At 58.6% G+C, this 21,156-nt stretch carries 15 protein-coding genes, 1 tRNA gene and 1 pseudogene; 7 read left to right on the top strand and 10 right to left on the bottom strand.

The features are described 5' to 3' along the window. Nucleotides 1-144: 144 nt before the first annotated feature. The 5 genes from ACYZT9_RS12895 to ACYZT9_RS12875 form a co-directional block, all read right to left on the bottom strand. Nucleotides 145-3,243: an error-prone DNA polymerase gene (locus ACYZT9_RS12895; protein ID WP_462010118.1), complete on the bottom strand. Its 3,099-nt coding sequence runs from the start codon at nt 3,241-3,243 to the stop codon at nt 145-147. Beyond that, complete coding sequence (locus tag ACYZT9_RS12890; RefSeq protein ID WP_462010117.1) at nt 3,219-4,634, bottom strand: Y-family DNA polymerase; 1,416 nt, start codon at nt 4,632-4,634, stop codon at nt 3,219-3,221. The genes ACYZT9_RS12895 and ACYZT9_RS12890 overlap by 25 nt, the downstream gene beginning before the upstream one ends. 7 nt (nt 4,635-4,641) lie before the next feature. Then, complete coding sequence (gene imuA / locus ACYZT9_RS12885) at nt 4,642-5,259, bottom strand: translesion DNA synthesis-associated protein ImuA (RefSeq protein ID WP_462010116.1); 618 nt, start codon at nt 5,257-5,259, stop codon at nt 4,642-4,644. Continuing rightward, nucleotides 5,259-5,876, bottom strand: coding sequence for a transcriptional repressor LexA (lexA, locus tag ACYZT9_RS12880; protein ID WP_462010115.1), 618 nt, complete (start codon nt 5,874-5,876; stop codon nt 5,259-5,261). The genes imuA and lexA overlap by 1 nt, the downstream gene beginning before the upstream one ends. Before the next feature lie 129 nt (nt 5,877-6,005). Next, nucleotides 6,006-6,917 (bottom strand): LysR family transcriptional regulator, encoded by a 912-nt coding sequence (locus tag ACYZT9_RS12875; RefSeq protein ID WP_462010114.1) that lies wholly within the window; start codon nt 6,915-6,917, stop codon nt 6,006-6,008. Between the two features lie 103 nt (nt 6,918-7,020). On the opposite strand from ACYZT9_RS12875, the gene ACYZT9_RS12870 reads away from it, so the two are divergent. Beyond that, nucleotides 7,021-8,763 (top strand): amidohydrolase, encoded by a 1,743-nt coding sequence (locus ACYZT9_RS12870; RefSeq protein WP_462010113.1) that lies wholly within the window; start codon nt 7,021-7,023, stop codon nt 8,761-8,763. A gap of 107 nt (nt 8,764-8,870) precedes the next feature. After that, the gene (locus ACYZT9_RS12865; protein ID WP_462010112.1) at nt 8,871-9,608 is read left to right on the top strand and encodes a TorF family putative porin; all 738 of its coding nucleotides are present in this window, start codon (nt 8,871-8,873) and stop codon (nt 9,606-9,608) included. A gap of 160 nt (nt 9,609-9,768) precedes the next feature. On the opposite strand, the gene ACYZT9_RS12860 is transcribed toward ACYZT9_RS12865, so the two are convergent. Next, the gene (locus tag ACYZT9_RS12860; RefSeq protein WP_462010111.1) at nt 9,769-10,656 is read right to left on the bottom strand and encodes a Dyp-type peroxidase; all 888 of its coding nucleotides are present in this window, start codon (nt 10,654-10,656) and stop codon (nt 9,769-9,771) included. Nucleotides 10,657-10,841: 185 nt separating this feature from the next. Here ACYZT9_RS12860 and ACYZT9_RS12855 point away from each other — a divergent pair, with 185 nt between their 5' ends. Then, nucleotides 10,842-12,467 (top strand): NADP-dependent glyceraldehyde-3-phosphate dehydrogenase, encoded by a 1,626-nt coding sequence (locus ACYZT9_RS12855; protein ID WP_462010110.1) that lies wholly within the window; start codon nt 10,842-10,844, stop codon nt 12,465-12,467. A gap of 87 nt (nt 12,468-12,554) precedes the next feature. Here the strand turns inward: ACYZT9_RS12855 and ACYZT9_RS12850 are convergent, their stop codons facing one another. Continuing rightward, entirely contained in the window at nt 12,555-13,448 is an 894-nt protein-coding gene (locus ACYZT9_RS12850; protein WP_462010109.1) for a DMT family transporter, read from the bottom strand. Nucleotides 13,449-13,583: 135 nt separating this feature from the next. Between ACYZT9_RS12850 and ACYZT9_RS12845 the strand changes: the two genes are divergently transcribed. Beyond that, complete coding sequence (locus ACYZT9_RS12845) at nt 13,584-14,021, top strand: Lrp/AsnC family transcriptional regulator (RefSeq protein WP_462010108.1); 438 nt, start codon at nt 13,584-13,586, stop codon at nt 14,019-14,021. A 65-nt stretch (nt 14,022-14,086) separates the two neighbouring features. Here ACYZT9_RS12845 and ACYZT9_RS12840 read toward each other — a convergent pair whose 3' ends face one another. Further along, nucleotides 14,087-14,758, bottom strand: coding sequence for a Bax inhibitor-1/YccA family protein (locus ACYZT9_RS12840; RefSeq protein WP_010461027.1), 672 nt, complete (start codon nt 14,756-14,758; stop codon nt 14,087-14,089). 123 nt (nt 14,759-14,881) lie between these two features. On the opposite strand from ACYZT9_RS12840, the gene ACYZT9_RS12835 reads away from it, so the two are divergent. The 3 genes from ACYZT9_RS12835 to ACYZT9_RS12825 all read left to right on the top strand — a co-directional run bounded on the left by ACYZT9_RS12835 (nt 14,882) and on the right by ACYZT9_RS12825 (nt 20,724). Then, nucleotides 14,882-14,969: transfer RNA gene (locus ACYZT9_RS12835), tRNA-Ser, on the top strand. Between the two features lie 494 nt (nt 14,970-15,463). Next, complete coding sequence (locus ACYZT9_RS12830) at nt 15,464-18,898, top strand: bifunctional diguanylate cyclase/phosphodiesterase (RefSeq protein ID WP_462010107.1); 3,435 nt, start codon at nt 15,464-15,466, stop codon at nt 18,896-18,898. 245 nt (nt 18,899-19,143) lie between these two features. Continuing rightward, nucleotides 19,144-20,724: a sensor domain-containing diguanylate cyclase gene (locus ACYZT9_RS12825; RefSeq protein ID WP_462010106.1), complete on the top strand. Its 1,581-nt coding sequence runs from the start codon at nt 19,144-19,146 to the stop codon at nt 20,722-20,724. Here ACYZT9_RS12825 and ACYZT9_RS12820 read toward each other — a convergent pair. Further along, nucleotides 20,718-20,831, bottom strand: a pseudogene (locus ACYZT9_RS12820) (helix-turn-helix transcriptional regulator); the annotation flags it as partial. The gene ACYZT9_RS12825 and the pseudogene ACYZT9_RS12820 sit on opposite strands and share 7 nt — an antisense overlap. Before the next feature lie 61 nt (nt 20,832-20,892). Next, the gene (locus tag ACYZT9_RS12815; RefSeq protein WP_462010105.1) at nt 20,893-21,120 is read right to left on the bottom strand and encodes a PLD nuclease N-terminal domain-containing protein; all 228 of its coding nucleotides are present in this window, start codon (nt 21,118-21,120) and stop codon (nt 20,893-20,895) included. Between the last annotated feature and the right edge of the window lie 36 nt (nt 21,121-21,156).

Below are 21,156 nucleotides of genomic sequence, written 5' to 3'. Positions count from 1 at the left end.
GTCCCTGTAAATGGTGCCCGTTTGTTTCGAGCAGTGCGGATGCCAATGGTTTCATAGAGGTATAGCTGAATCTTGCGGCTCATCCAAAGAACGGAAATCCGATCCCCTGTGGGAGCCTCAGGTTTTGCATTCACCGGGCACGGATCAGTGAAAATCCCGACTACGGATGCTGATCCCGTCGAGCAACGGGCTCAGGTCGCTCAAACGACCGGCGATCAAATGCCGCACTTCGCCCTGCTTCTCCCAGCGCCCATCGACCTTGAGCAACTGTGAGCCGACCAGTACCTGTCGTTGCCGCTCGGCCAGGTCGCGCCAGACCACCACATTGACGTTGCCGAACTCGTCCTCAAGGGTGACGAAGGTTACGCCGCTGGCGGTGCCCGGACGCTGTCGACCGGTCACCAGCCCGGCGACGCTGACCGGTCGGCCATGCTCGACCTCCAGCAGTTCCTTCGAACTGCGGCAGCGCCGGGCTTTCAATTCGCCCCGCAACAGGGCCAGCGGATGCGGACCGAGGGTGGTGCCGAGACTGTTGTAATCGGCCAGCAGGTCTTCGCCGACCGTGGGTTTTGGCAACGTCACGGCATCCTCTTCCTGGCTCGGCAAACCGGCGAACAAACCCAATTGTTTCTGCACGCCCGCCACCTCCCAGCGCGCCCGGTGCCGGTCACCGGCCAGCCCACGCAACGCGCCGGCATCGGCCAGTTGCTCCTGCGCACGGGCATCGAGCCGCGCCCGTTCGCCGAGGTCGGCGATGTCGATAAACACCCCCTTCGACCTCGCGATTTCGATTCGCCTCGCATCGTCTTCGCGAAAACCCTTGATCATCCGCAGCCCCATGCGAATCGCCGGCTGCGCGCCGATAATCGGTTCGAGGCTGCAATCCCAGTCGCTGGCGCGCACGTCCACCGGGCGAATCTGCAAATGATGCCGGCGAGCGTCCTGCAGAATCTGGTCCGGGCTGTAAAAACCCATGGGCCAGCTGTTAATCAGCGCACAGGCGAAGGCCGCCGGTTCGTGGCATTTCAACCAGCAACTGGCATAGGTCAGCAAGGCAAAACTGGCGGCGTGGGACTCGGGGAATCCGTAGCTGCCAAAGCCTTTGATCTGCTCGAAAATCTGCGCGGCGAATTCTGGCGTGTAGCCTTTTTTCTTCATGCCCGCAGCGAGGCGATCCTTATGCGGTTCGAGACCACCGTGACGTTTCCAGGCCGCCATGGAGCGGCGCAACTGATCCGCTTCGCCGGGACTGTAGCTGGCGGCGACAATCGCAATCTGCATGACCTGTTCCTGAAACAGCGGTACGCCGAGGGTGCGTTTCAACACCTCCCTCAACTCTTCGGAGGGATAGCTTTCGAGTTCTTCCTTGTTTCGCCGCCGCAGGTACGGATGCACCATCCCGCCCTGAATCGGTCCGGGACGCACGATGGCCACCTCGATCACCAGGTCATAAAACGTGCGGGGCTTGAGCCTGGGTAGCATCGACATTTGTGCCCGGGATTCGATCTGGAACACGCCGATGGTGTCGGCGCGGCTGATCATGTCGTAGGTTTGCGGGTCTTCGGAGGGCACCGTGGCCAGACTCAAGTCCAGGTCGCGATGACGGCGAAGCAAGTCGAAACACCGACGAATCGCGCTGAGCATGCCCAAGGCCAGAATATCCACTTTGAGCAGCCCGACCGCATCGAGATCATCCTTGTCCCACTGAATGATGGTGCGCTCGGCCATCGCTGCATTCTCCACCGGCACGAGGCTGTCCAGCGGCTGCTCGGAAATGACAAAGCCGCCGGGGTGCTGGGACAGGTGTCGGGGGAAACCGATCAGCTGTTGCGTCAGACTCAACACCCGGCGCAGCACCGGGCTCTCGGGATCGAAGCCACCTTCAAGCAAGCGCTCGACGGGCGGCGTCTTGTCACTCCAGTGCCCGCAGCAATCGGCCAGGGCATTGATCTGGTCCGGCGGCAGCCCCAAGGCCTTGGCCACATCGCGCACCGCGCCGGCCGCGTGATACGTGCTGACCACGGCGGTCAACGCTGCCCGAGTCCGGCCATAGCGCTGGAACACGTACTGCAAGACTTCTTCGCGGCGCTCATGTTCGAAGTCCACATCGATATCCGGCGGCTCGTTGCGCTCCTTGGAGAGAAAACGCTCGAAAAGCATGTTCATCCGATGGGGGTCAATCTCAGTGATGCCCAAGGCGAAACACACCGCCGAGTTGGCGGCCGAGCCTCGACCCTGACAAAGAATTTTCTCGCGCCGGGCGAAGGCGACGATGTCCTGAACGGTCAGGAAATAGCTTTCATAACCCAGCTCGGCGATCAGCCCCAATTCCTTGTCGATCAGCCCGCGCACCTTCTCGCTCGCACCTTCGGGCCATCGCTCGCGAAGGCCACGTTCGGTCAACTCGCTCAGCCAGGACGCTGCGCTGTGGCCTTGCGGCACCAACTCGCGGGGATACTGATAACGCAACTGGCCAAGATCAAAGGTGCAGCGCCGGGCAATGGTCAACGTTTCATCGAGCAACGCTTGCGGGTAGATCGATTGCAAAACATCGAGACTGCGCAGATGCCGCTCGCCATTGGGGTGCAGGCGCAACCCGGCTTCGGCCACCGGCAGGTGATGACGGATGGCCGTCATGGTGTCCTGCAAGGCACGCCGACCGCGCGCGTGCATGTGCACATCGCCGCTGGCCACTGCCGGGATTCGCAGCTCCCTTGCCAATGTCATCAACGCACTCAATCGCCCGGTATCGTCCTGACCGCGATGTAACTGGACCGCCAGCCACAGGCGCTCGGCGAAGGTTTGCTTCAGCCAGTGAGCGCTTTGAAAATCATCGACCGCATCCGGCACCCACAATGCCAGCAGCCCCGGCAACGGCTCGCTGAAATCCTCCCGCAGCACCTGATACTGGCCTTTCTGCGTGCGTCGCCGCGCTCGGGTTATCAGCCGGCACAGGTTTTGGTAGCCCTCAAGGTTCTCCACCAGAAGCACCAGTTTCGGACCGTTCTCGATGCGCATTTCGCTGCCGATAATCAGCGGCAGCTCCACGGACTTGCCCGCTTGCCAAGCGCGGACGATGCCCGACAGGGTGCATTCATCGGTGATCGCCAGCGCCTGGTAGCCCTGTTTTTTCGCACGCTGAAAGAGTTCAAGGGCGCTGGACGCACCGCGCTGGAAACTGAAGTTCGACAGGCAGTGCAACTCGGCATAGTCGATGCTCATGCGAACCAGCCCTGCAACCACAACGGGCCGCCCTCGCCGACCGCACGATAGGCCCAACCTTGTTGACCGGTTCGGGTTTCGATCAGGTAGTAATCGCGGCGCACATCGGCGCCGTCCCACCAACCGGACTCGATGCGCTCCGGGCCCATGAGGATGCGCGTCGAGCCTTCGTGGACCGCTTGCGGTTCAGTCAGCAACCAGCCCGGACGCTGCACGCCGGGCAAAGCTGCGCAACGCTGGCTGTCGCCACTGGCCTGCCACGCGCACTCCGGCCGGTGATCGGCCTGGAACCGCAAGCCATGCACCGCGTCATCCCCCAACCGCGCGCGCAAGCGTTCGCGCAGTTGCTCCCAGGGCAAGGACTGCTGCGGGCGATCGTCGAACAGTTCCTGATACTGGGGAACGAAGGCCGGCAAGTCTTCGGCGCGCAGGCGAAAACCGCGCACCGGCGCCTCGACCTGGACCTGTTCCAGGCGCCCTCGGGCCAGTTCGAAGAGCATCGCCGGATCGCGCTCGGCGCTGAGCAGACCGACCTTGATCACGCTGTCCGGTAACCCGGCGTGTTCCAGGTGCAGGTCGAAACGCTGCACGCCGCTGTCGCGACCGCACAGGAATGCCGAGAGGTCACCGGTCAACCGGCGTAACGGAAACAGCAGCGCCTGATGGGATTGCACGTCGAAGTTGAGCTCTATGCGCACATCGAACCGGTCCGGCGGCAGATAGAACGCCAGGGCCAGTCGCCGCGCGCCGAGCAGAGCATCCAGGTGCTTGAGCACCTGGGACTCGAAACGCCGGGCCAGATTCTGCCGAGGCAACGCCTGCACCTGGCTCAAGGTACGCAGCCCCATGCGCGACAACGCCGTGGTGACGCTGGCCTCCAGCCCGATCCGGTCAACGGGCAATTGCCCCAGATGATGCTGCAAGGCCTGATCGTCGGGCACCACCAGACCGTCATACGCGTTGGCCAGAATCCGCGCCGCCACCGGGTTGGGTGCCGCAACGATCCGATGCCGAAACCCCAGCTCGCCGAGTTCGGCGCGCAATCGCGCTTCGAGTTGCGGCCAGTCGCCGAACAATCCCAGGCTGGACTCGATTTCAAACACCACCGCCCGCGGGTAATGCACGCTGACCTGGGAGCTGAAGCGGTAGGCCCACGCGGCGAGAAACTGCTGCCAGTGTTCGATCTCGGCAGCGTCGTATTCGGCGGTGGCAAAGCCTTTGCTCAAGGCCTGCGCGGCGGTCATCGACTGGCCGGGCCGCAAGCCCAGCGCCCGCGCCGAAGCGTTGACCGCCTGCAACACCCGACGCTGCGCCGGGCCGGTCAGCAGCGCCAGTGGCTCATCGGGGTCGGTGCGCTGACGCAGTGCCGCGTCCAGCGCCAATTGCGGGAAAAGAATACAGACCCAGCGCATGGCAACCTCAATGCCCCATCGGGAAGGCAATCGGCGCCGAACGGGCCAACCCGCCCCGACACTTGAGCACGCGCAATTGCGCAGGCCTGGCATCGATGGCGATGCGCAGCGCGGCCGGTGACGGGTTGATCGCTTCATTGATCGAGCGGTAGGCGAATGCCAGGGTCGAGCCGGTTTCCGCCGCCACCTGCAAGCGCCGCAACGCCCGGTCATCGGCCTTGTGCGGCCAGCACAGCACCGCGCCGCAACTGCCCGAACGCAGGCATTGCTCCGCCGCCCACAGCGCATCGCGCTCACTGGCCTGGATGATCGACAACTGGCGCAGGTCAATCCCGGCATTTTGCCAGGCTTGCGGATACGGCACGTACGGCGGCGCCACCAGCACGATCCGCTCGCCCGCCGCCGACAGCCGCGCCAGCGCCGGCCACACCAGTTGCAACTCGCCAACGCCCTGCCCGGCCAGAAGGATTTCGGTCAACGCCGCTTCCGGCCAGCCGCCGCTGGGCAACGCCGCATCCAGCGCGGCATGCCCGGTGGGTTGCGGGCTGACGGTCGGGGGCGCAGGCCGCCCTTTCCAGACCTGACCGCCATTGAACAGCGTGTCCAGTGCTACGACGGCGCCCATCACCCTTGCCTCACCAGACCGCAGAACACACCTTCGATGGCCAGGTCCTGATCGGGTTGAACGATGATCGGTTTGTAGGCCGGGTTGCGCGGCAACAGGCGCACCGCGTCACCGACCCGTTCGAAACGCTTGATGGTCACTTCACCATCAAGCCGCGCGACAACGATCTGGCCGTTAAATGCTTCGGGGTTGCGGTGCACGCCCACCAGATCGCCGTCGAGAATGCCGTCCTCGATCATCGAATCGCCCTTGACCCGCAGCATGTAATCCGGCACCCGGGAGAAGATCGACGGGTCGAGCAACAAGCGGCTGTGGACCTCGGCATCGGCCCCGATCGGCGCACCTGCCGCGACCCGACCGAGAACCGGAATGTCCAGCAACTCGGGCCGTGCCGGTTGCCCGAGCAAACGAATGCCTCGAGCCTGATGCGCATTGACCTCGATAAACCCGGCTTCGGTCAGCGCCAGCACGTGCTTGCGCGCCACGCTGCGGGAGGCAAAACCGAACGCCTCGCTGATTTCAGCGAGGCTCGGGGACTGACCATGCTCCGCGATTCGATCGCGGATAAAGGTCAGGATGGCGGTACGGCGGGGAGTTAAAGTCGTCATGGAGTACATTTGTACTCTTTTGCTTTGGTCCTGGCAAGGACCTTGTAGGAGCGAGCTTGCTCGCGAAAAACGTTTGAACAATGCGGTCATCCAGACTGCCCGCGTTACCGTTAACGTCCATCGCGAGCAAGCTCGCTCCTACAGGGGAGACGCCAGAAACCCTGCGATGTAATCGATGAACGCCACCACTTTGGCCGTCGCCCGCCGATGGCTCGGGTACACCGCCAGAATGTGCGGGCCAAAGCTGTCCGGATCGATGTCGTAGTCGGCCATCACCCGCACCAGTCGCCCGTCGGCGATGTAGGGCGCGGCACTCCATAGCGGCGTGTGCAGCAAGCCGCGCCCGGCCAGCGCGCTGGCCAGCAGCAGGTCGTAATTGTCGCTGCGCAACCGCGGCGATGGCGGTTGCGGCAGGCTCAGACGTTGCCCGTCACGCTCGGCCCACCAGAATTCGCGGCTGAGCAACGGATGGCGGTACAGCAACCATTCGTGCTCATCGAGGGTTTGCGGCGTGACCGGCAGCGCCTTGCGCGCCAGATACGCCGGGCTGCCACACAACGCCAGGCGATTGCTGCCGACGACGCGGGCGATCAGCCCCGGCAAATCGTCATGGCCTTCGCGCAACGCGAGGTCGTAGCCACTTTCCAGCAAGTTGACGAACTCATCACACAGGTCCACCTGCAGATCAATTTGTGGGTATTGCTCCAGAAAACCGCCGCAGACCTGATCCAGAAAAGCCTGCCCATAGGCCAGCGGCGCGGTGATTTTCAGGTTGCCACGCAAGCCATGCTGCAACTGCTCGATTTCCTCGCCGGCCTCATCCAGCCGCTGCAACACCTGGCGTGCGGTTTCCAGGTACAGCCGCCCCGATTCCGTCAGCAGAATCCGCCGGGTGCTGCGTTCGAACAGCCGGGCGCCGAGCTCGGCCTCCAGGTGATTGACCGCTTTGGTCAGGGCCGACGGTGTCTTGCCCAATTGCTCGGCGGCACGACTGAAACTACCCAATTGCGCCGTGACCACGAACATTTTCAGTGCGCCCAACTTGTCCATGCTTTTTCCATTCCGGCAAAAACGTTTTTCGTGACCGAGGCGTTCTACTGCGCCATGGCAGCCACTAATCTGGCCATCAGACGCAATAACAAGGAAACATTCAATGAAAAGATTCATCCCGAATCTGTTGATGGGCGCAGTGAGTTTTGCCTCGATGGAAGCCATGGCAGCGGCTGATCTGGTGCTGTTCAACGGCAAGATATTCACCGCCGACCGCGCCAACCCGAAGGTGCAGGCGCTGGCGGTGCAGGACGGCAAAGTGCTGCAGGTCGGCAGCGACGCGCAGATCAAAGCCTTGATCACACCTGAAACCAAAGTGGTCGATCTCGGCGGCAAGGCGCTGATGCCCGGACTGATCGACAGCCATTCCCACGCGATTTTCGGCGGCCTGGAAATGGTTTCGGCCAACATGGAGGACGAGGTGGTCGACCTCGATGAACTGGAAAAACGCCTGCGCGGCTGGCGCGATGACGGCAAAGCGAAACATGGCGATGTGCTGAGCGTAGCCGGCATGAGTTCGGCTTACTGGGCTCAGGCCGAAGCCTTCGGAAAAAAATTCAACACGGGTGAATGGGCCACGGTGCCCGTGGTGTTCACCGGCAGCGATCATCACACCGCGTGGGCCAATAACGCGATGCTCGAGCGCGCCGGCATTGACGCAGCATTGCTGAAAAGTTTGCCCGACGCCGAGAAAGACACCCTTGGCAAACTCGCCGATGGCCGCCCCAACGGTTTCCTCGTGGACGCAGGCTGGGACCGCGTCGCGTCGAAAATGCCGGTGCCGAGCGCCGCCAACATGCTCAAAGCCGCGCAATCGGCCGTGCGCTACAACAACAGCCTCGGCATCACCGCGTGGATGGACCCGGCTGCCAATGCCGCGCCCGGCGAGCCAGTATTCGCGCTCAAACCCACGGAGAAAACCGTCGGCGTGCTGCCCACTTACAAAGCACTGTCGGAAACCGGTGGCATGAGTGTCCACGTTGCCGCGTTGCTGGTGGCCAATTCGAAAAGCGTGCCCGCCGATCTGGAGACGCTGGACAAGGTCCGCCAGCAATTTCAAGGCATCCCCAACCTGACCCTGCCCGGCATCAAGATCTTTGCCGATGGCGTGATCGAGTACCCGGCTCAGAGCGCAGCGATGATCGATCCGTACAGCAACTCGCACAAACAGGGCGAACTGCTGATCGATCCAAAGCATTTCGGTGAACTGGTCAGCGCCATTGATCAACGCGGCTGGCGGGTGCACATCCATGCCATCGGCGACCGTGCGGTGCGCGAATCGCTGAACGGTATCGAACAGGCACGCAAGGATCGCCAGAGCGGCGTGGCGCATTCAGTCACGCACTTGCAGATGGTCAACCCAAAGGAGTTTGCGCGATTCAAACCGCTCAACGTCATCGCCTCGATGCAACTGCTGTGGGCCAGCGCCGACGATTACACCACGGACATGATCAAGCCCTACGTCAGCTCGCTCGCCTTCCGTTATCAATACCCGGCCCACTCGTTGCTCAAACAGGGCGCGACCATCGCCGGCGCCAGCGACTGGCCGGTGTCTTCGCCGAACCCGTGGAACGCCATCGCCCAAGCCATCACTCGCGACGGCCCATTGGGCGTGCTTAACGCAGATGAACGCCTGGACCGCGAAACCATGTTCTACGCCTACACCCTGAACGCCGCGCGCACGATCGGCCTGGAGAAGCAGATCGGTTCGTTGAGCCCCGGCAAGCAAGCCGACTTCATCGTACTGGACCGCGACGTGTTCAGCGTCGACAACAAAGCCCTGCACGACACCCAAGTGCTGCAAACCTGGTTCGCTGGCCGCGAAGTTTACGCGCCCTCCCTCTAAGAAAAATGACCTGCATCCACTGCCCGCCCCGGCGTTCGTCGCCGGGGCCCGGCGCAGCCTTGCCGCAAAAAACTGCCCATAACAATCACAATATCGGGACTTTCCTCATGAAAGCTTTCACCCTGTTCGCCTTCGGATCCTTGAGCGTGCTGCCGTTATGCAGCCACGCGATGCCCTTGGATGACGACTTCGCCGTGCTGGTCGACTTGACCCTGGCCAGCGATTACCGCACCCGCGGCATTTCCCAAACCCAGAACGACCCTGCCGTTCAGGCTGGCGTGACTCTGGCCCACAGCAGCGGCCTGTACCTTGGCGCCTGGAGTTCCAACGTCGATTTCGGTGGTGGCCTGAAAACCCGGCAGGAAGTCGACTACTACGCCGGCTGGCTCTGGCAAGCGACCGACGATTTCAGCCTGGACATCGGCTATCTCAAATACGCGTACCCGAAAGAAAGCCAGTTCAACCAGAGTGAGGTCTACGGAATTCTGAGTGTCTACGGGGTGAAAGTCGGCGCCTATTACTCTGACGATGCGCCGGGCATCGATAGCAAGCAGAATTCGTTGTACAGCTATGTGGGTTACGAAACGGAGTTACCTTACGACTCAGGCTTGAAACTGCGATACGGCAACATGGATTTCAAAGACCCGCACCTGTACTCATCCAACGGTCATGCCGAAGACGCGTACCGCGAATGGGAAGTCAAACTGACCCACGAACTGGCCGGTGTGATATTGGGCTTGAGTTACATTGACACCGACCTGTCGAAAAGCCAGTGCGCCAGCAATTGGGGGTTTGATGATGTCTGCAGTGCAACCGTAGTGGCGAGTATCAGCAAGTCCTTCTGACCCACACCAATCCCCTGTGGGAGCGGGCTTGCTCGCTCCCACACTCGTTATGGGGTGGTTTCTGGGGTGAGTTGTGCCAGATAGGACCACGGGTAAATCCCCCGCCCATCCGGCCGGTTCAAACGCAACTGCTGTCTGCTCCGGGAATTGCCGCCTACAGTCAGCCGACGCGCAGCGCGCGTAAATCCAAATGACCGTCCTTGAGCGGCGGGCACCAGTAGTAACCGCCGGTGATCGGCCGGCTGATGCGGTACAGACCGTCGGTGATGCCGTCTTCCAGTCCGCTCATGCGCCGCAGTTGGGCTTCGAAGGCGTCGAGGGAAGAACCGAACGCCAGGAACATCAGACCGGCTCGCTCCCCTTCGATCCACGGCATCGAACGGCGGACCACGAACGCTTCCGGGGCGAAGCTTTCCTGGGCGGTGCGTTTGACGTGAGCGGAGATCGGCGCGTCATCGATTTCTTCGTTGTCGCTCAAACGCCGGCCCATGATGTTGTCTTTTTCGTGGGACGGCATTGCGTGAAAGCCTTTCAGGTCGTGCTGCCACTGCTGGATCGCGGCAAAGCTGCCACCGACCAGACCGTCAGCGCCCTCACCGACCAGCGCCGCAGCCGCGGCGGCTTCGTCGTGCGGGTTTTCAGTGCCGTCTTCGTAACCGGTCAGGTCGTGGCCGGCGAGGTGGCGGAAGGTTTCGTTCATCTGCACCAGACGCAGGGCCGGCGCCAGCTCGGCTTCGATGGCGGTGGCGCGATTGAGCAGCTCGCCACGGTCGACACCCTGCAACCAGCACCACAACGCGTGTTGCGTCGACGGGTTGTCGACACCGACGCCCGTCAGCGCCGGAAAAGGTCGCAGGCGTTCGATTTGGCCACCCAGTGCCTTGACCAGGGATTCACCGAAACCGACCACTGCCGATTTCCCGTCCACCCGTTGCACTAACTTGTCGAGCGCGGCCGGGAGTGCATCGACGGATTCCAGCGCGAAGAACATATGACGGGCTTGAGGCGGTACTGGGGTGGCGAGAATGCCCGGCTGGTAGTCACTCATATGAACTCCTTAATAAAGAGCGCGAAGTTTACCCGCAGCATCGACCGTTGTGTGTTCTCAGGTCAAAAGATCGCGGGCTCATGAAATCGGCACTTAAAAAGTCGAGCCAATAAGGCGTATAACCTTTGAAGTGAATCTGAACGGCAAGCCGTCAGCGCATGGCTTACATCACATGGAGTAGCGACATGACCACAGCACCTATTCTCGGCAACCTGTTTCCCCACGCCAGCGACATCCCGGAAAAATACCGCCTCGAGGGCCAGGCCGAACAACGTGAATACCTGGTCGATGGCGAACTGAAAACCTGGTCAGGCCCCCTCGCCCAGGTTCGCAGCCCGGTGTACCTGAGCGGTGAAAACGGCGACGAACAAGTCATCCTCGGCAGCACGCCGCTGCTCGATGCCGACACCGCGCTGACTGCCCTCGACGCTGCCGTTCGGGCCTATGACCGGGGTCAGGGCCTGTGGCCGACCATGCGTGTGGCCGAGCGCATCCAGCACGTCGAAACCTTTCTCGGACGTATGCGCGAACAGCGCGAAGCCGTGGTCAAGTTGCTGATGTGGGAGATCGGTAAAAACCTCAAGGACTCGGAAAAAGAGTTCGACCGCACCTGCGACTACATCGTCGACACCATCAACGCGCTCAAGGAACTCGACCGCCGCTCCAGCCGCTTCGAGCTGGAACAGGACACACTGGGCCAAATCCGCCGCGTACCGCTGGGCGTGGCGTTGTGCATGGGACCTTATAACTACCCGCTGAACGAAACCTTCACCACGCTGATCCCGGCGCTGATCATGGGTAACACCGTGGTGTTCAAACCGGCCAAACTCGGCGTGCTGCTGATTCGCCCGCTCCTGCAAGCCTTCCGCGACAGCTTCCCGGCCGGGGTGATCAACGTCATCTACGGCAGCGGCCGAGAGACCGTCAGCGCGCTGATGGCCAGCGGCAAGATCGATATCTTTGCCTTTATCGGCACCAATAAAGCCGCCAGCGACCTGAAAAAACTCCACCCGAAACCGCACCGCTTGCGCGCCGCGCTGGGTCTGGATGCGAAAAATCCAGGCATCGTTTTGCCGGAAGTGGATCTGGACAATGCAGTGAACGAAGCGGTCACCGGCTCGTTGTCCTTCAATGGCCAGCGCTGCACCGCGCTGAAAATCCTCTTCGTCCATGAGGACGTGGTCGAGGCGTTCATCGCCAAATTCAACGCCAAACTCGCCAGCCTCAAACCCGGCATGCCGTGGGAAAGCGGCGTGGCCCTGACGCCGCTACCAGAGTCGGGCAAGGTCGACTATCTGCACTCGCTGGTCGCGGATGCCGTCGGCAAAGGCGCCCGCGTGGTGAACCCTAATGGCGGCGAAGCCCGCGCTTCCTTTTTCTATCCGGCAGTATTGTACCCGGTGACGCCGCAGATGCGCGTCTACCAGGAAGAACAGTTCGGCCCGGTGGTGCCGATCGTGCCTTACCGGCATCTGGACACGGTGATCGATTACGTCCTGGAATCGGACTTCGGCCAGCAACTCAGTATCTTCGGCACCAACCCGGTAGCGGTCGGCCGGCTGGTGGACACTTTCGCCAACCAGGTCGGGCGGATCAACCTCAACGCCCAGTGCCAGCGGGGTCCGGATACCTACCCGTTCAACGGCCGCAAGAATTCCGCCGAAGGCACGTTGTCGGTGCATGATGCGCTACGGGTGTTTTCGATTCGCACACTGGTCGCAACCAAATTCCAGGAGACCAACAAAGACCTGATCAGCGAGATCATCAGCGGCCGCAGTTCGAGTTTCCTGACCACCGATTACATCTTCTGAAGACCCTTGTTGATCCGGCAGTTGGCCAGCAACATTGGCCAGATGCGCCAGCGCCTTGCCAGGACGGCACCGCGCTGGAACATCTGATTATTGTGTCACTGTCCGCCGCCACTTCAGACTCCAGCCTTGTTGCATGCCGGCAGCGGCCAGCAGAATCGCGGCGACCCCGATCCATTGCAGCGTTTCCAGGCGATGGCCGAAGGCAAACCAGTCGACGAAGATCGCCGCAATCGGGTAGATGAACGATAACGCGCCGGTCAATGCTGTCGGCAGTTTCTGGATCGCGCCGTACAGCAATACGTACATCACGCCGGTGTGGACAATGCCGAGCGTCACCAGACTGGCCCAGGCGCTCGGTGCTTGCGGCAACGCCGAGAAATGCGCGAATGGCGCGAGCAATAACACACCTGTGCTGACCTGGATCAGCGCAATCAGGTGCGGTGGCGTGCCGGTCAAGCGTTTGATGATCAACGCCGCAATCGCGTAAAGGAAAGCAGCCCCTAGCGCTAGCGCGATGCCCATCAGGTAATCATTGCCGTTCTCGCCCTGTTCACCGTGTGCACTGACAATCGCCAGCATCCCCACAAACGAAACGCCCAGCCAGAACAGTTTCTGCAGGGTGATTTTTTCGTTGAGGAATAGCGCGGCCAACCCGACCAGCATGAACGGCTGAACGTTATAAACCGCCGTGCCAATGGCAATCGAGGCGCGGGAGTAAGAGGCGAACAACAGCACCCAGTTACCGACAATCGCAATGCCACTGAGCACGACCAGCAGGAAGGTGGTGCGGGTCAGGATGCCGGGGCGCAGGAGGCCGAACGCCGCGCAGATCAGCAACAACGTGCCCGCGCCGAAAACGCAACGCCAGAACACCACGTCAAGCACTGGCTGCCCGGACACCAGCACGAACCAGCCGATAGTCCCGGAAATCAGCATGGCAGAGGTCATTTCGAACGACCCGCGACGAATTGTTTTGTCCATCATCAGACTCCTGTGTTTGAGCCCAAAGTATGCCGATCCAGCCGGGGGCTTCTCCAGCGCAAAAAGCAGGCTAAACTCGGCATCTGCCTTTTTTATCAAGGCAGTTACAGACAATTGCCTAATTGAGGTTTCGCCATGACTGACGATATCGACCAAGTGCTGATTACGGCATTGATGGAGGACTCACGGCGTTCGCTCAAGGCCCTGGCGCACCTCAGCGGCTTGTCCTCGCCCAGCGTCGCCGAGCGTCTGCGCCGCCTCGAAGAACGTGGCGTGCTGAAAGGCTACACGGTCGAGATTGATCCCAGATTTTTTGGCTATCAACTTCAGGCCATTGTGCGTATTCGCCCGCTGCCGGGGCAGTTGCAGGAGGTGGAGCGGCAGATCCAGGCCATCCCCGAATTCACCGAATGCGACAAGGTCACTGGCGACGATTGCTTCATAGCACGCCTGCATGTGCGCTCGATGGAACAACTGGACACCCTCCTCGATCGCCTGAACACTCATGCCGAAACCAACACCGCCATCGTCAAGAAAACCCCGGTCAAACGGCGGTTGCCGCCGATGGCGTGAGTTTTGCCCGAATCGCAGGCAAGAAAAAACCCGCAAATGCGGGTTTTTTCACTCATGGCCGAGGATTAATCATCGCGGCTCATGATGCCGAACAGCTGCAACAAGCTGACGAACAGGTTGTAGATCGATACATACAGGCTGATGGTCGCCATGATGTAGTTACGTTCGCCGCCGTGGATGATGGCGCTGGTCTGGAACAGAATGCAGACCGAGGAGAACAGCACGAAACCTGCGCTGATCGCCAGTTGCAGACCGCTGATCTGGAAGAAGAAGCTGGCCAACGTCGCACCGAGCAAAACGAAGAAACCAGCGGTGATGAAGCCACCGAGGAAACTCATGTCCTTGCGGGTGATCAGCACGTAAGCCGACAGACCGCCGAACACCAGCGCTGTCATCGCGAAGGCCGAACTCACGACTTCCGCGCCGCCCTGCATGCCCAGATAACGGTTGAGGATCGGGCCGAGCAGGAAGCCCATGAAACCGGTCAGGGCAAACGCCGACACCAGGCCCCACGCCGAATCACGAAGTTTGTTGGTGAGGAAGAAAAGGCCGTAGAAACCGATCAGCACCACGAAGATATTCGGGTAGCCGACGCGCATCTGCTGTGCAACAAACGCCATCACGCCGCTGAATGCGAGGGTGAGTGCGAGTAAGCCATAAGTGTTGCGCAGGACGCGGCTAACCTCTAGCTGCTCAACCTGCACGCTGTTATTAACTGCGTAATCCTGTTCGCGCATGGCGACACTCCTGTTGGTTTGAAACGTTCAGTCGCAAAGATCATAACAGACGCTCTGTAACAAGCTATGCACAGAGTTTGACAGTGTGTTTCATTCAGGTATTATGGCGCCCGCAACGCAAACGGAGGTGTGGCCGAGTGGTTTAAGGCAACGGTCTTGAAAACCGTCGACTGTAACAGGTCCATGAGTTCGAATCCCATCGCCTCCGCCATATTCATACGAAAAAGCCCTGATTTAATCAGGGCTTTTTCGTATCTGGCTTTCGGGAATACATCGAAGCAGACGCCTCCCCCTCCTTCGCCCCGCTCTCCAGTATCCTCAACGTGTCGTGTCGCGATGTTCACCAGCGACGACGCAAGGCGGTTTGATGCAGACAGTCAGCGTCTCGGGCATCTGACAAGCGGCGTAGGGTGCTGGAACTATTGCCGATTCTCGCCATACAGCTAGGCTTGATTCCCCAGGTCGACAAGTCCCATGGTCTCGGGCTGTAGTCGACAATGAATTGTCTGCTCAAAGAGAGGGCCATGGTGGAACGGTCATCGGTTCAGGTGAAACTCTCCAGTGCAGCACCGGCCGGTTGTTCCACCCTCACCCACTTATCAAGCCAGCGTTGTTCACTAGCGAAAACTGTTATCTCCCAACCCTCAGGTGCTATTTCAATGACTGATTCGAAGGACTGACGATTTGGGAAATTCACGAGCGGCAATGGCAAACCAGGACAGACCTGCCCCAACTGAAGCGCACAAAAGTTCGTGGCGTACATTTGTATTGCCGGGAAGCATTCTACTGACGGGAATCGTGCTTTCCGTGACCCTGGGCACTTTGGATGTACGAGAGAAATCACACGAGGTTAAAGCTCAAGTCACTTCAAGATTAGCGAATGTGCGGGCACACCTTGAAAGTGAAGTACGCGCTACCTTTGATGTGACTGAAGGTATCGGACAGTTGCTGAGACTGGATGGGGACATTACGTCCGGGCATTTCGACGGGATGTCGAAACTGGCAATCGCAACACAGCCCCATATCCGCCACATCGCGCTAGCTCCCAACGACGTGGTGCGCAACGTCTTCCCTCTTGAAGGGAACGAGGGGGTTCTAGGTTTGGACTATCGCAAGCTGCCCGTTCAATACGGAGCGCTGGTACGGTCCCGCGAGCAAAAAGCGCCGCTTTTAGCCGGGCCCGTCGTGCTGGTGCAAGGCGGGAATGGATTCATTCATCGTCGCCCGGTTTTTGTCATTGGTTCAGACGGCAAAGAGGCGTATTGGGGCAATGCTTCCGTCGTGGCAGATGTGAATCAGCTACTTGATGCTGGCGGCATTAACCTGACTACGAGCTTGCAAATAGCATTACGCGGAAAGGATGGATCAGGTGCCGACGGGGAAATGATCTTCGGCGATCCGAAGGTTTTTCAGAATGACGCCGTCACCACCGTTGTTGACGTACCCGGTGGCACTTGGCAACTCGCTGCAACGCCTGAAAATGGATGGCCCGCCAGTTCGATATTCACCTCTCCTCTCTTTCTTTTTGCCCTCACCTGCACAGGTTTTTTTACCTATTTCGCTGCACAGCTCAGCAAAAGTCATCGGCTCATTCGCCAACGCCACACTGAGCTTGCTCAAGAGGTCGAAGACCGCCAGACCGCCGAATTATCGTTGGTGCAGAGCGAAGCTCGTTTCCGTGCTCTTTTCCAGCGTTCGCCCGATCCCATCTGGATCCTGCGCCGAAGTGGCATTTGTACAGATGCGAATGCAGCAGCGATGAAAGTCTTCGGGTTTCATGATTTATCGACGTTCCACAGGATCAAGGCAACCGATGTATCACCCCACTACCAGAGCGACGGCGAATCAACGACGGTTAAAGCACACGTTATGCTGCAAACCGCCCTGGCTAATGGCGTACACCGTTTCGAGTGGCTGCATAAACGAGCTGATGGAACTGTTTTTCCGGCTGAGATCACGCTGTGCACCGTCAGTCTTTCAGGGGAGCCAATGCTCTATGCCGTGGTGCGAGACATTTCCGACAGGAAACAAGCTGAAGAAGCTCTGCTCACTCAAAAGGTGTTACTTCAAGACATCGTAGATAACGCTCCTTCGCTGATTTACGTCTATGACACAGAAGGAAAACTTCGTCTATGCAACCGTATGTTCGAGCAAGCAGCGGGTTTCACATTCAAGGAGATGGAAGGCAAAACACGAGAATTTTACCTGCCGGATAGCGAGGCTGGAATCCTCCGGGAAAACGATATAGAAGTGCTTTCGACCGGAGGGATTCTTCGTTTTGAAGATCAACTTCAAGACAATGGAAAAATGCACACGTATTTAACAACCAAGTGTTTGTTGCGAGGAGCGGGTGGACAACCCACAGGGGTCTTGGGGATTTCTACTGATATCACAGAGATAAAACAAAATACTGAAGAGCTTCGCCTCGCCGGTATCGTTCTGGACAACACCGCTGACGGCGTGATCATCACCAATGCCCGTGGACGTATACTATCGGTCAACGCCGCCTACGCGAAAATCTCGGGATTTAGCGCTGAAGAATCCCTGGGGCTCAAGCCCGGCGTTCTCATGTCTGACAAACAAGACACTGTCTTTTACCGCGACATACTTAAAAATCTGAAAATCACTGGATTTTGGCGCGGTGAACTTTGGAACCGAAGAAAAAATGGCGAGTTGTATCCTGAATGGTTGACGATCAACACAGTTTTCAACGACACCGGTAAAGTAATTAATTACGTTGCCGTGTTCTCGGACATATCAGCCATCAATCAATCACAGTCTGATCTGGAACGCATGTCACACTACGACCCCGTGACAGCTCTGCCTAACAGGTTGCTATTCCATGAAAGATTACAGCATTCGCTTGACCTGTCGCTAAGCTACAACCAGGCCCTTGCAGTGGTTGTAATAGATCTGGATGGCTTTAAAACGGTAAATGACAGCCTGGGTCATTCGATGGGAGACTTGCTTTTACAGCAGGCTGCCTCACGATTTCTATCATGTGTGCGCTCAGAGGATACCGTCTCCCGTTTGGGGGGTGATGAGTTCGCCTTGATTCTGAATAACCTTACACACCCCACCGACGCTATTATCATTGCGAAGAAACTCTTGATATCGCTTCAGGAGCCATTTGATTTAAAAGGCACATCCACTTTATTGACCGCCAGCATCGGAATATCGGTTGCGCCCCATGATTCCGAGACCGTTGAACAGCTACTAAGGCAAGCTGATACGGCTATGTATGGCGCTAAAGAAGGCGGGCGAAACGGCTATCGTTTTTACCAGCCAGAAATGACATTACGCGCTCAAGAAAGACTTAACAGTGAGCGCTGCTTGAGACGAGCCGTGCTGAATCATGAATTCGAAGTATGGTATCAACCTAAAATCAGTCTGCTAAATAATGAAGTCCTGGGAGCAGAAGCGCTCATTCGTTGGCGCGACCCTACACAGGGACTGATTTCACCTGCTGACTTTATCCCCTTGGCAGAAAACACAGGATTGATTATCCAGATCGGCGAACAGGTGATTGACATTGTTTGCAGCGATATCAGGCGCTGGACGAATTTGCGCATCGCGCATGGGGTAATCGCAGTCAACGTAGCCGCCTTGCAAATTGACAGAAGCGATTTTGTTGAAACCATCACAAGCACGTTAGAAGCATATGACTTATCGGCAAATGTTCTAGAGATAGAGGTTACCGAAAGCTTGATGATGGCGAGTCCAGAACATTCAAAAGAGGTCCTGAGCACACTACAGAGTCTCGGTGTAACGACCGCTATTGATGACTTCGGAACAGGGTATTCTTCTTTGGCGTACCTCAAGCTTTTACCCATCAACAGTTTGAAAATCGACCGCACTTTTATTTCAGACTTACCCCATGACCCAAGCGATGTGGCCATCACTAAAACCATTGTTGAATTAGGGCACGCCCTGGGCTTCAAGATTATTGCAGAGGGCGTTGAGACCGAAGAGCAAAACAGGTTCCTCAAGGAAATAGGATGCGATCAAGGCCAAGGGTATCTTTACGGGCGTCCAATGCCTGCTGCCGATTTCGAATTCTGGTTGAGTCAATGGAATGATTTACGAGCAGAGGGGTCACCTGTATTAGGCACCCCTGGTGTCAAAACCCCGTTTAGCTAGAGAGGTGGTCTTCATGAACAATATCATCTACATCGTCGGCGCCGTCGTGATCGTCCTGGTTATCCTGTCGTTTGTCGGCCTCGTGTAGACTTGAGCACCGCGCACGCCGCAGCCTCATTTGGTAGCGATAAGAACCTGGGCCAGTCATACCGAACCAGGCTTTAGCCCATCACTAAATCCGCTGATATGATTATCGTTGGGTTCGGCATGTGCCGTGTGGAGTTCAGTCGTAGAAGGACATGTAGATGCTCGGACGCAAACGGCCGGAGGCGAAGGAAGATCGCCCATCCGAGCCCTCCTCTGCTCAAGCCGGGCGAGCGAGAGCTACATTTCGACTCACAGTGAGTTTCATGTTGGTGGTCATCGTCGCGTTCGTCTCGGTTGAGGGCTGGCGTACCTGGCGTGACTATAGTTCTGCCTTTTCATCGGCCCGCGACTCCGTGGCGAATCTCGCACGTGCAACTGCTCAGCATGCAGAAGATACCATTCGGCAAGTGGATGTACTCACTGCTGCGCTAAGTGAACGGGTCGAAGGTGATGGCTTGCAAAATCTCAACATCCCTCGCATCCACAACCTCCTGGTTGAGCAATCCAAAATAATGCCGCAGCTGCACGGGCTGTTCATTTACGGCCGTGACGGACAATGGATCGTGACGGACAAGGACAAGGACAAGGACGAGACGCCAGAGCCGGCCAACAATGCCGACCGCGATTACTTTCAGTACCACCGCACTCATGATGATGAGAATGTACGTATCGGCGAAGTCGTGAGAAGCAGATCCACCAACGATCTGATCATTCCTGTTTCACGCCGCCTGAACAATCCTGATGGCTCTTTCGCAGGCGTGCTGCTTGGAACGATCAAGGTCAGCTACTTCGTGAATTACTACGGTGACTTCAAAATCGATGACGAAGGCGCCCTGGTGCTGGCCACGCGCAACGGAACGATCCTGGTGCGGCGTCCGTTCATCGAATCCGTCGTTGGCAAGAGCCTGGCGAACAGCAAGATTTTCAAGAGTCGCCTGCCGAGCTCACACGAAGGCGTCGCAGAAGCCAAAGCCGTGGTAGATGATACTGAGCGTCTTTATGGTTATAGAGCGTTGACCACCTACCCCCTGGTTGTAGAAGCAGGGCTCTCCCGAGAATCCATCACGGCACCCTGGCGTCGGGATCTACTGAAAACAGGACTCGTGCTGGTTTTCCTGATAGCTGTTCTCGCTGTTTTCGGACTCATCGTCTTGAGTCAGCTCCGTCAAAGAATGCTGGTGGAAAGAGAGTTACGCCTCGCACACCAGGCCATGCGAGACATGGCGCTGACTGACAGCCTGACCGGGCTGGGAAATCGTCGACGTCTGGATACTGCGCTGCTGAACGAAATTCGTTTGGCCCAGCGCAACGGAACTACCCTCGCGTTGATCATGCTGGATGTCGATTACTTCAAACCCTACAACGACCAGTACGGGCACGCCGCCGGCGATGATTGTCTGAACGCAGTCGGGCGCGCGATCCAGCAAACCATAAAAAGGCCTGGGGATCTGGCCGCCAGGTATGGTGGCGAAGAATTTTCCGTACTTCTCCCTGACACCGATTGCGCGGGTGCAACACAAGTCGCCCAAGATATTCTGGACGCCATTCGATCACTGAATATCGAGCACTGCGGGCATCCCCTGGGGAAAGTGACTGCCAGCGCAGGCATAACTGTCAGCCGACCGAGCATCGAGGACGTAACGCCAGTCACCTTGATAAAAATAGCTGACGCGTGTCTGTATTCAGCGAAGCAAAGCGGCCGGAATCGGTTGTGTTCCGCTGACGAGAGAAGTCACTGAATTGCCGTTGCTGGCGCTACGCCGAAAAGACGACTGTACTCGCGGCTGAACTGGGACGGGCTTTCATAGCCCACCTTGAAAGCCGCAGTGGAAACATGTCGATGTTCGGCGCGCGCCGCAACAGAAGGCTTTCTTACCCTTCAGCGCCGCAGCATAACGACACCACCCTCACCCTTTACTATGCTCCGGCGATGTCGGCCCTTCCTTGATTCCACGCGGGCCGGCGACGCCCCACACGAGCAGGCCGATGACCGGGAAGACGATCAAACCGATCGCCCATGCCGCTTTGACACCGACTTCCTTATCGCTGCGGAACACGCTGACCATCGCCCATAGGTCAACGAGCAAGATGATCACCGCCACGGCAATCATGAAATAGCTAGCTGCTTCAGACATGGCCAAACCCTCCTCATTGATAATCGTTAGGCAGAA

Source organism: Pseudomonas sp. ZT5P21 (assembly GCF_054897785.1).
The sequence above is the reverse complement of the archived record's forward strand: the minus strand, read 5'-3'. Positions and strand labels throughout refer to the sequence as shown.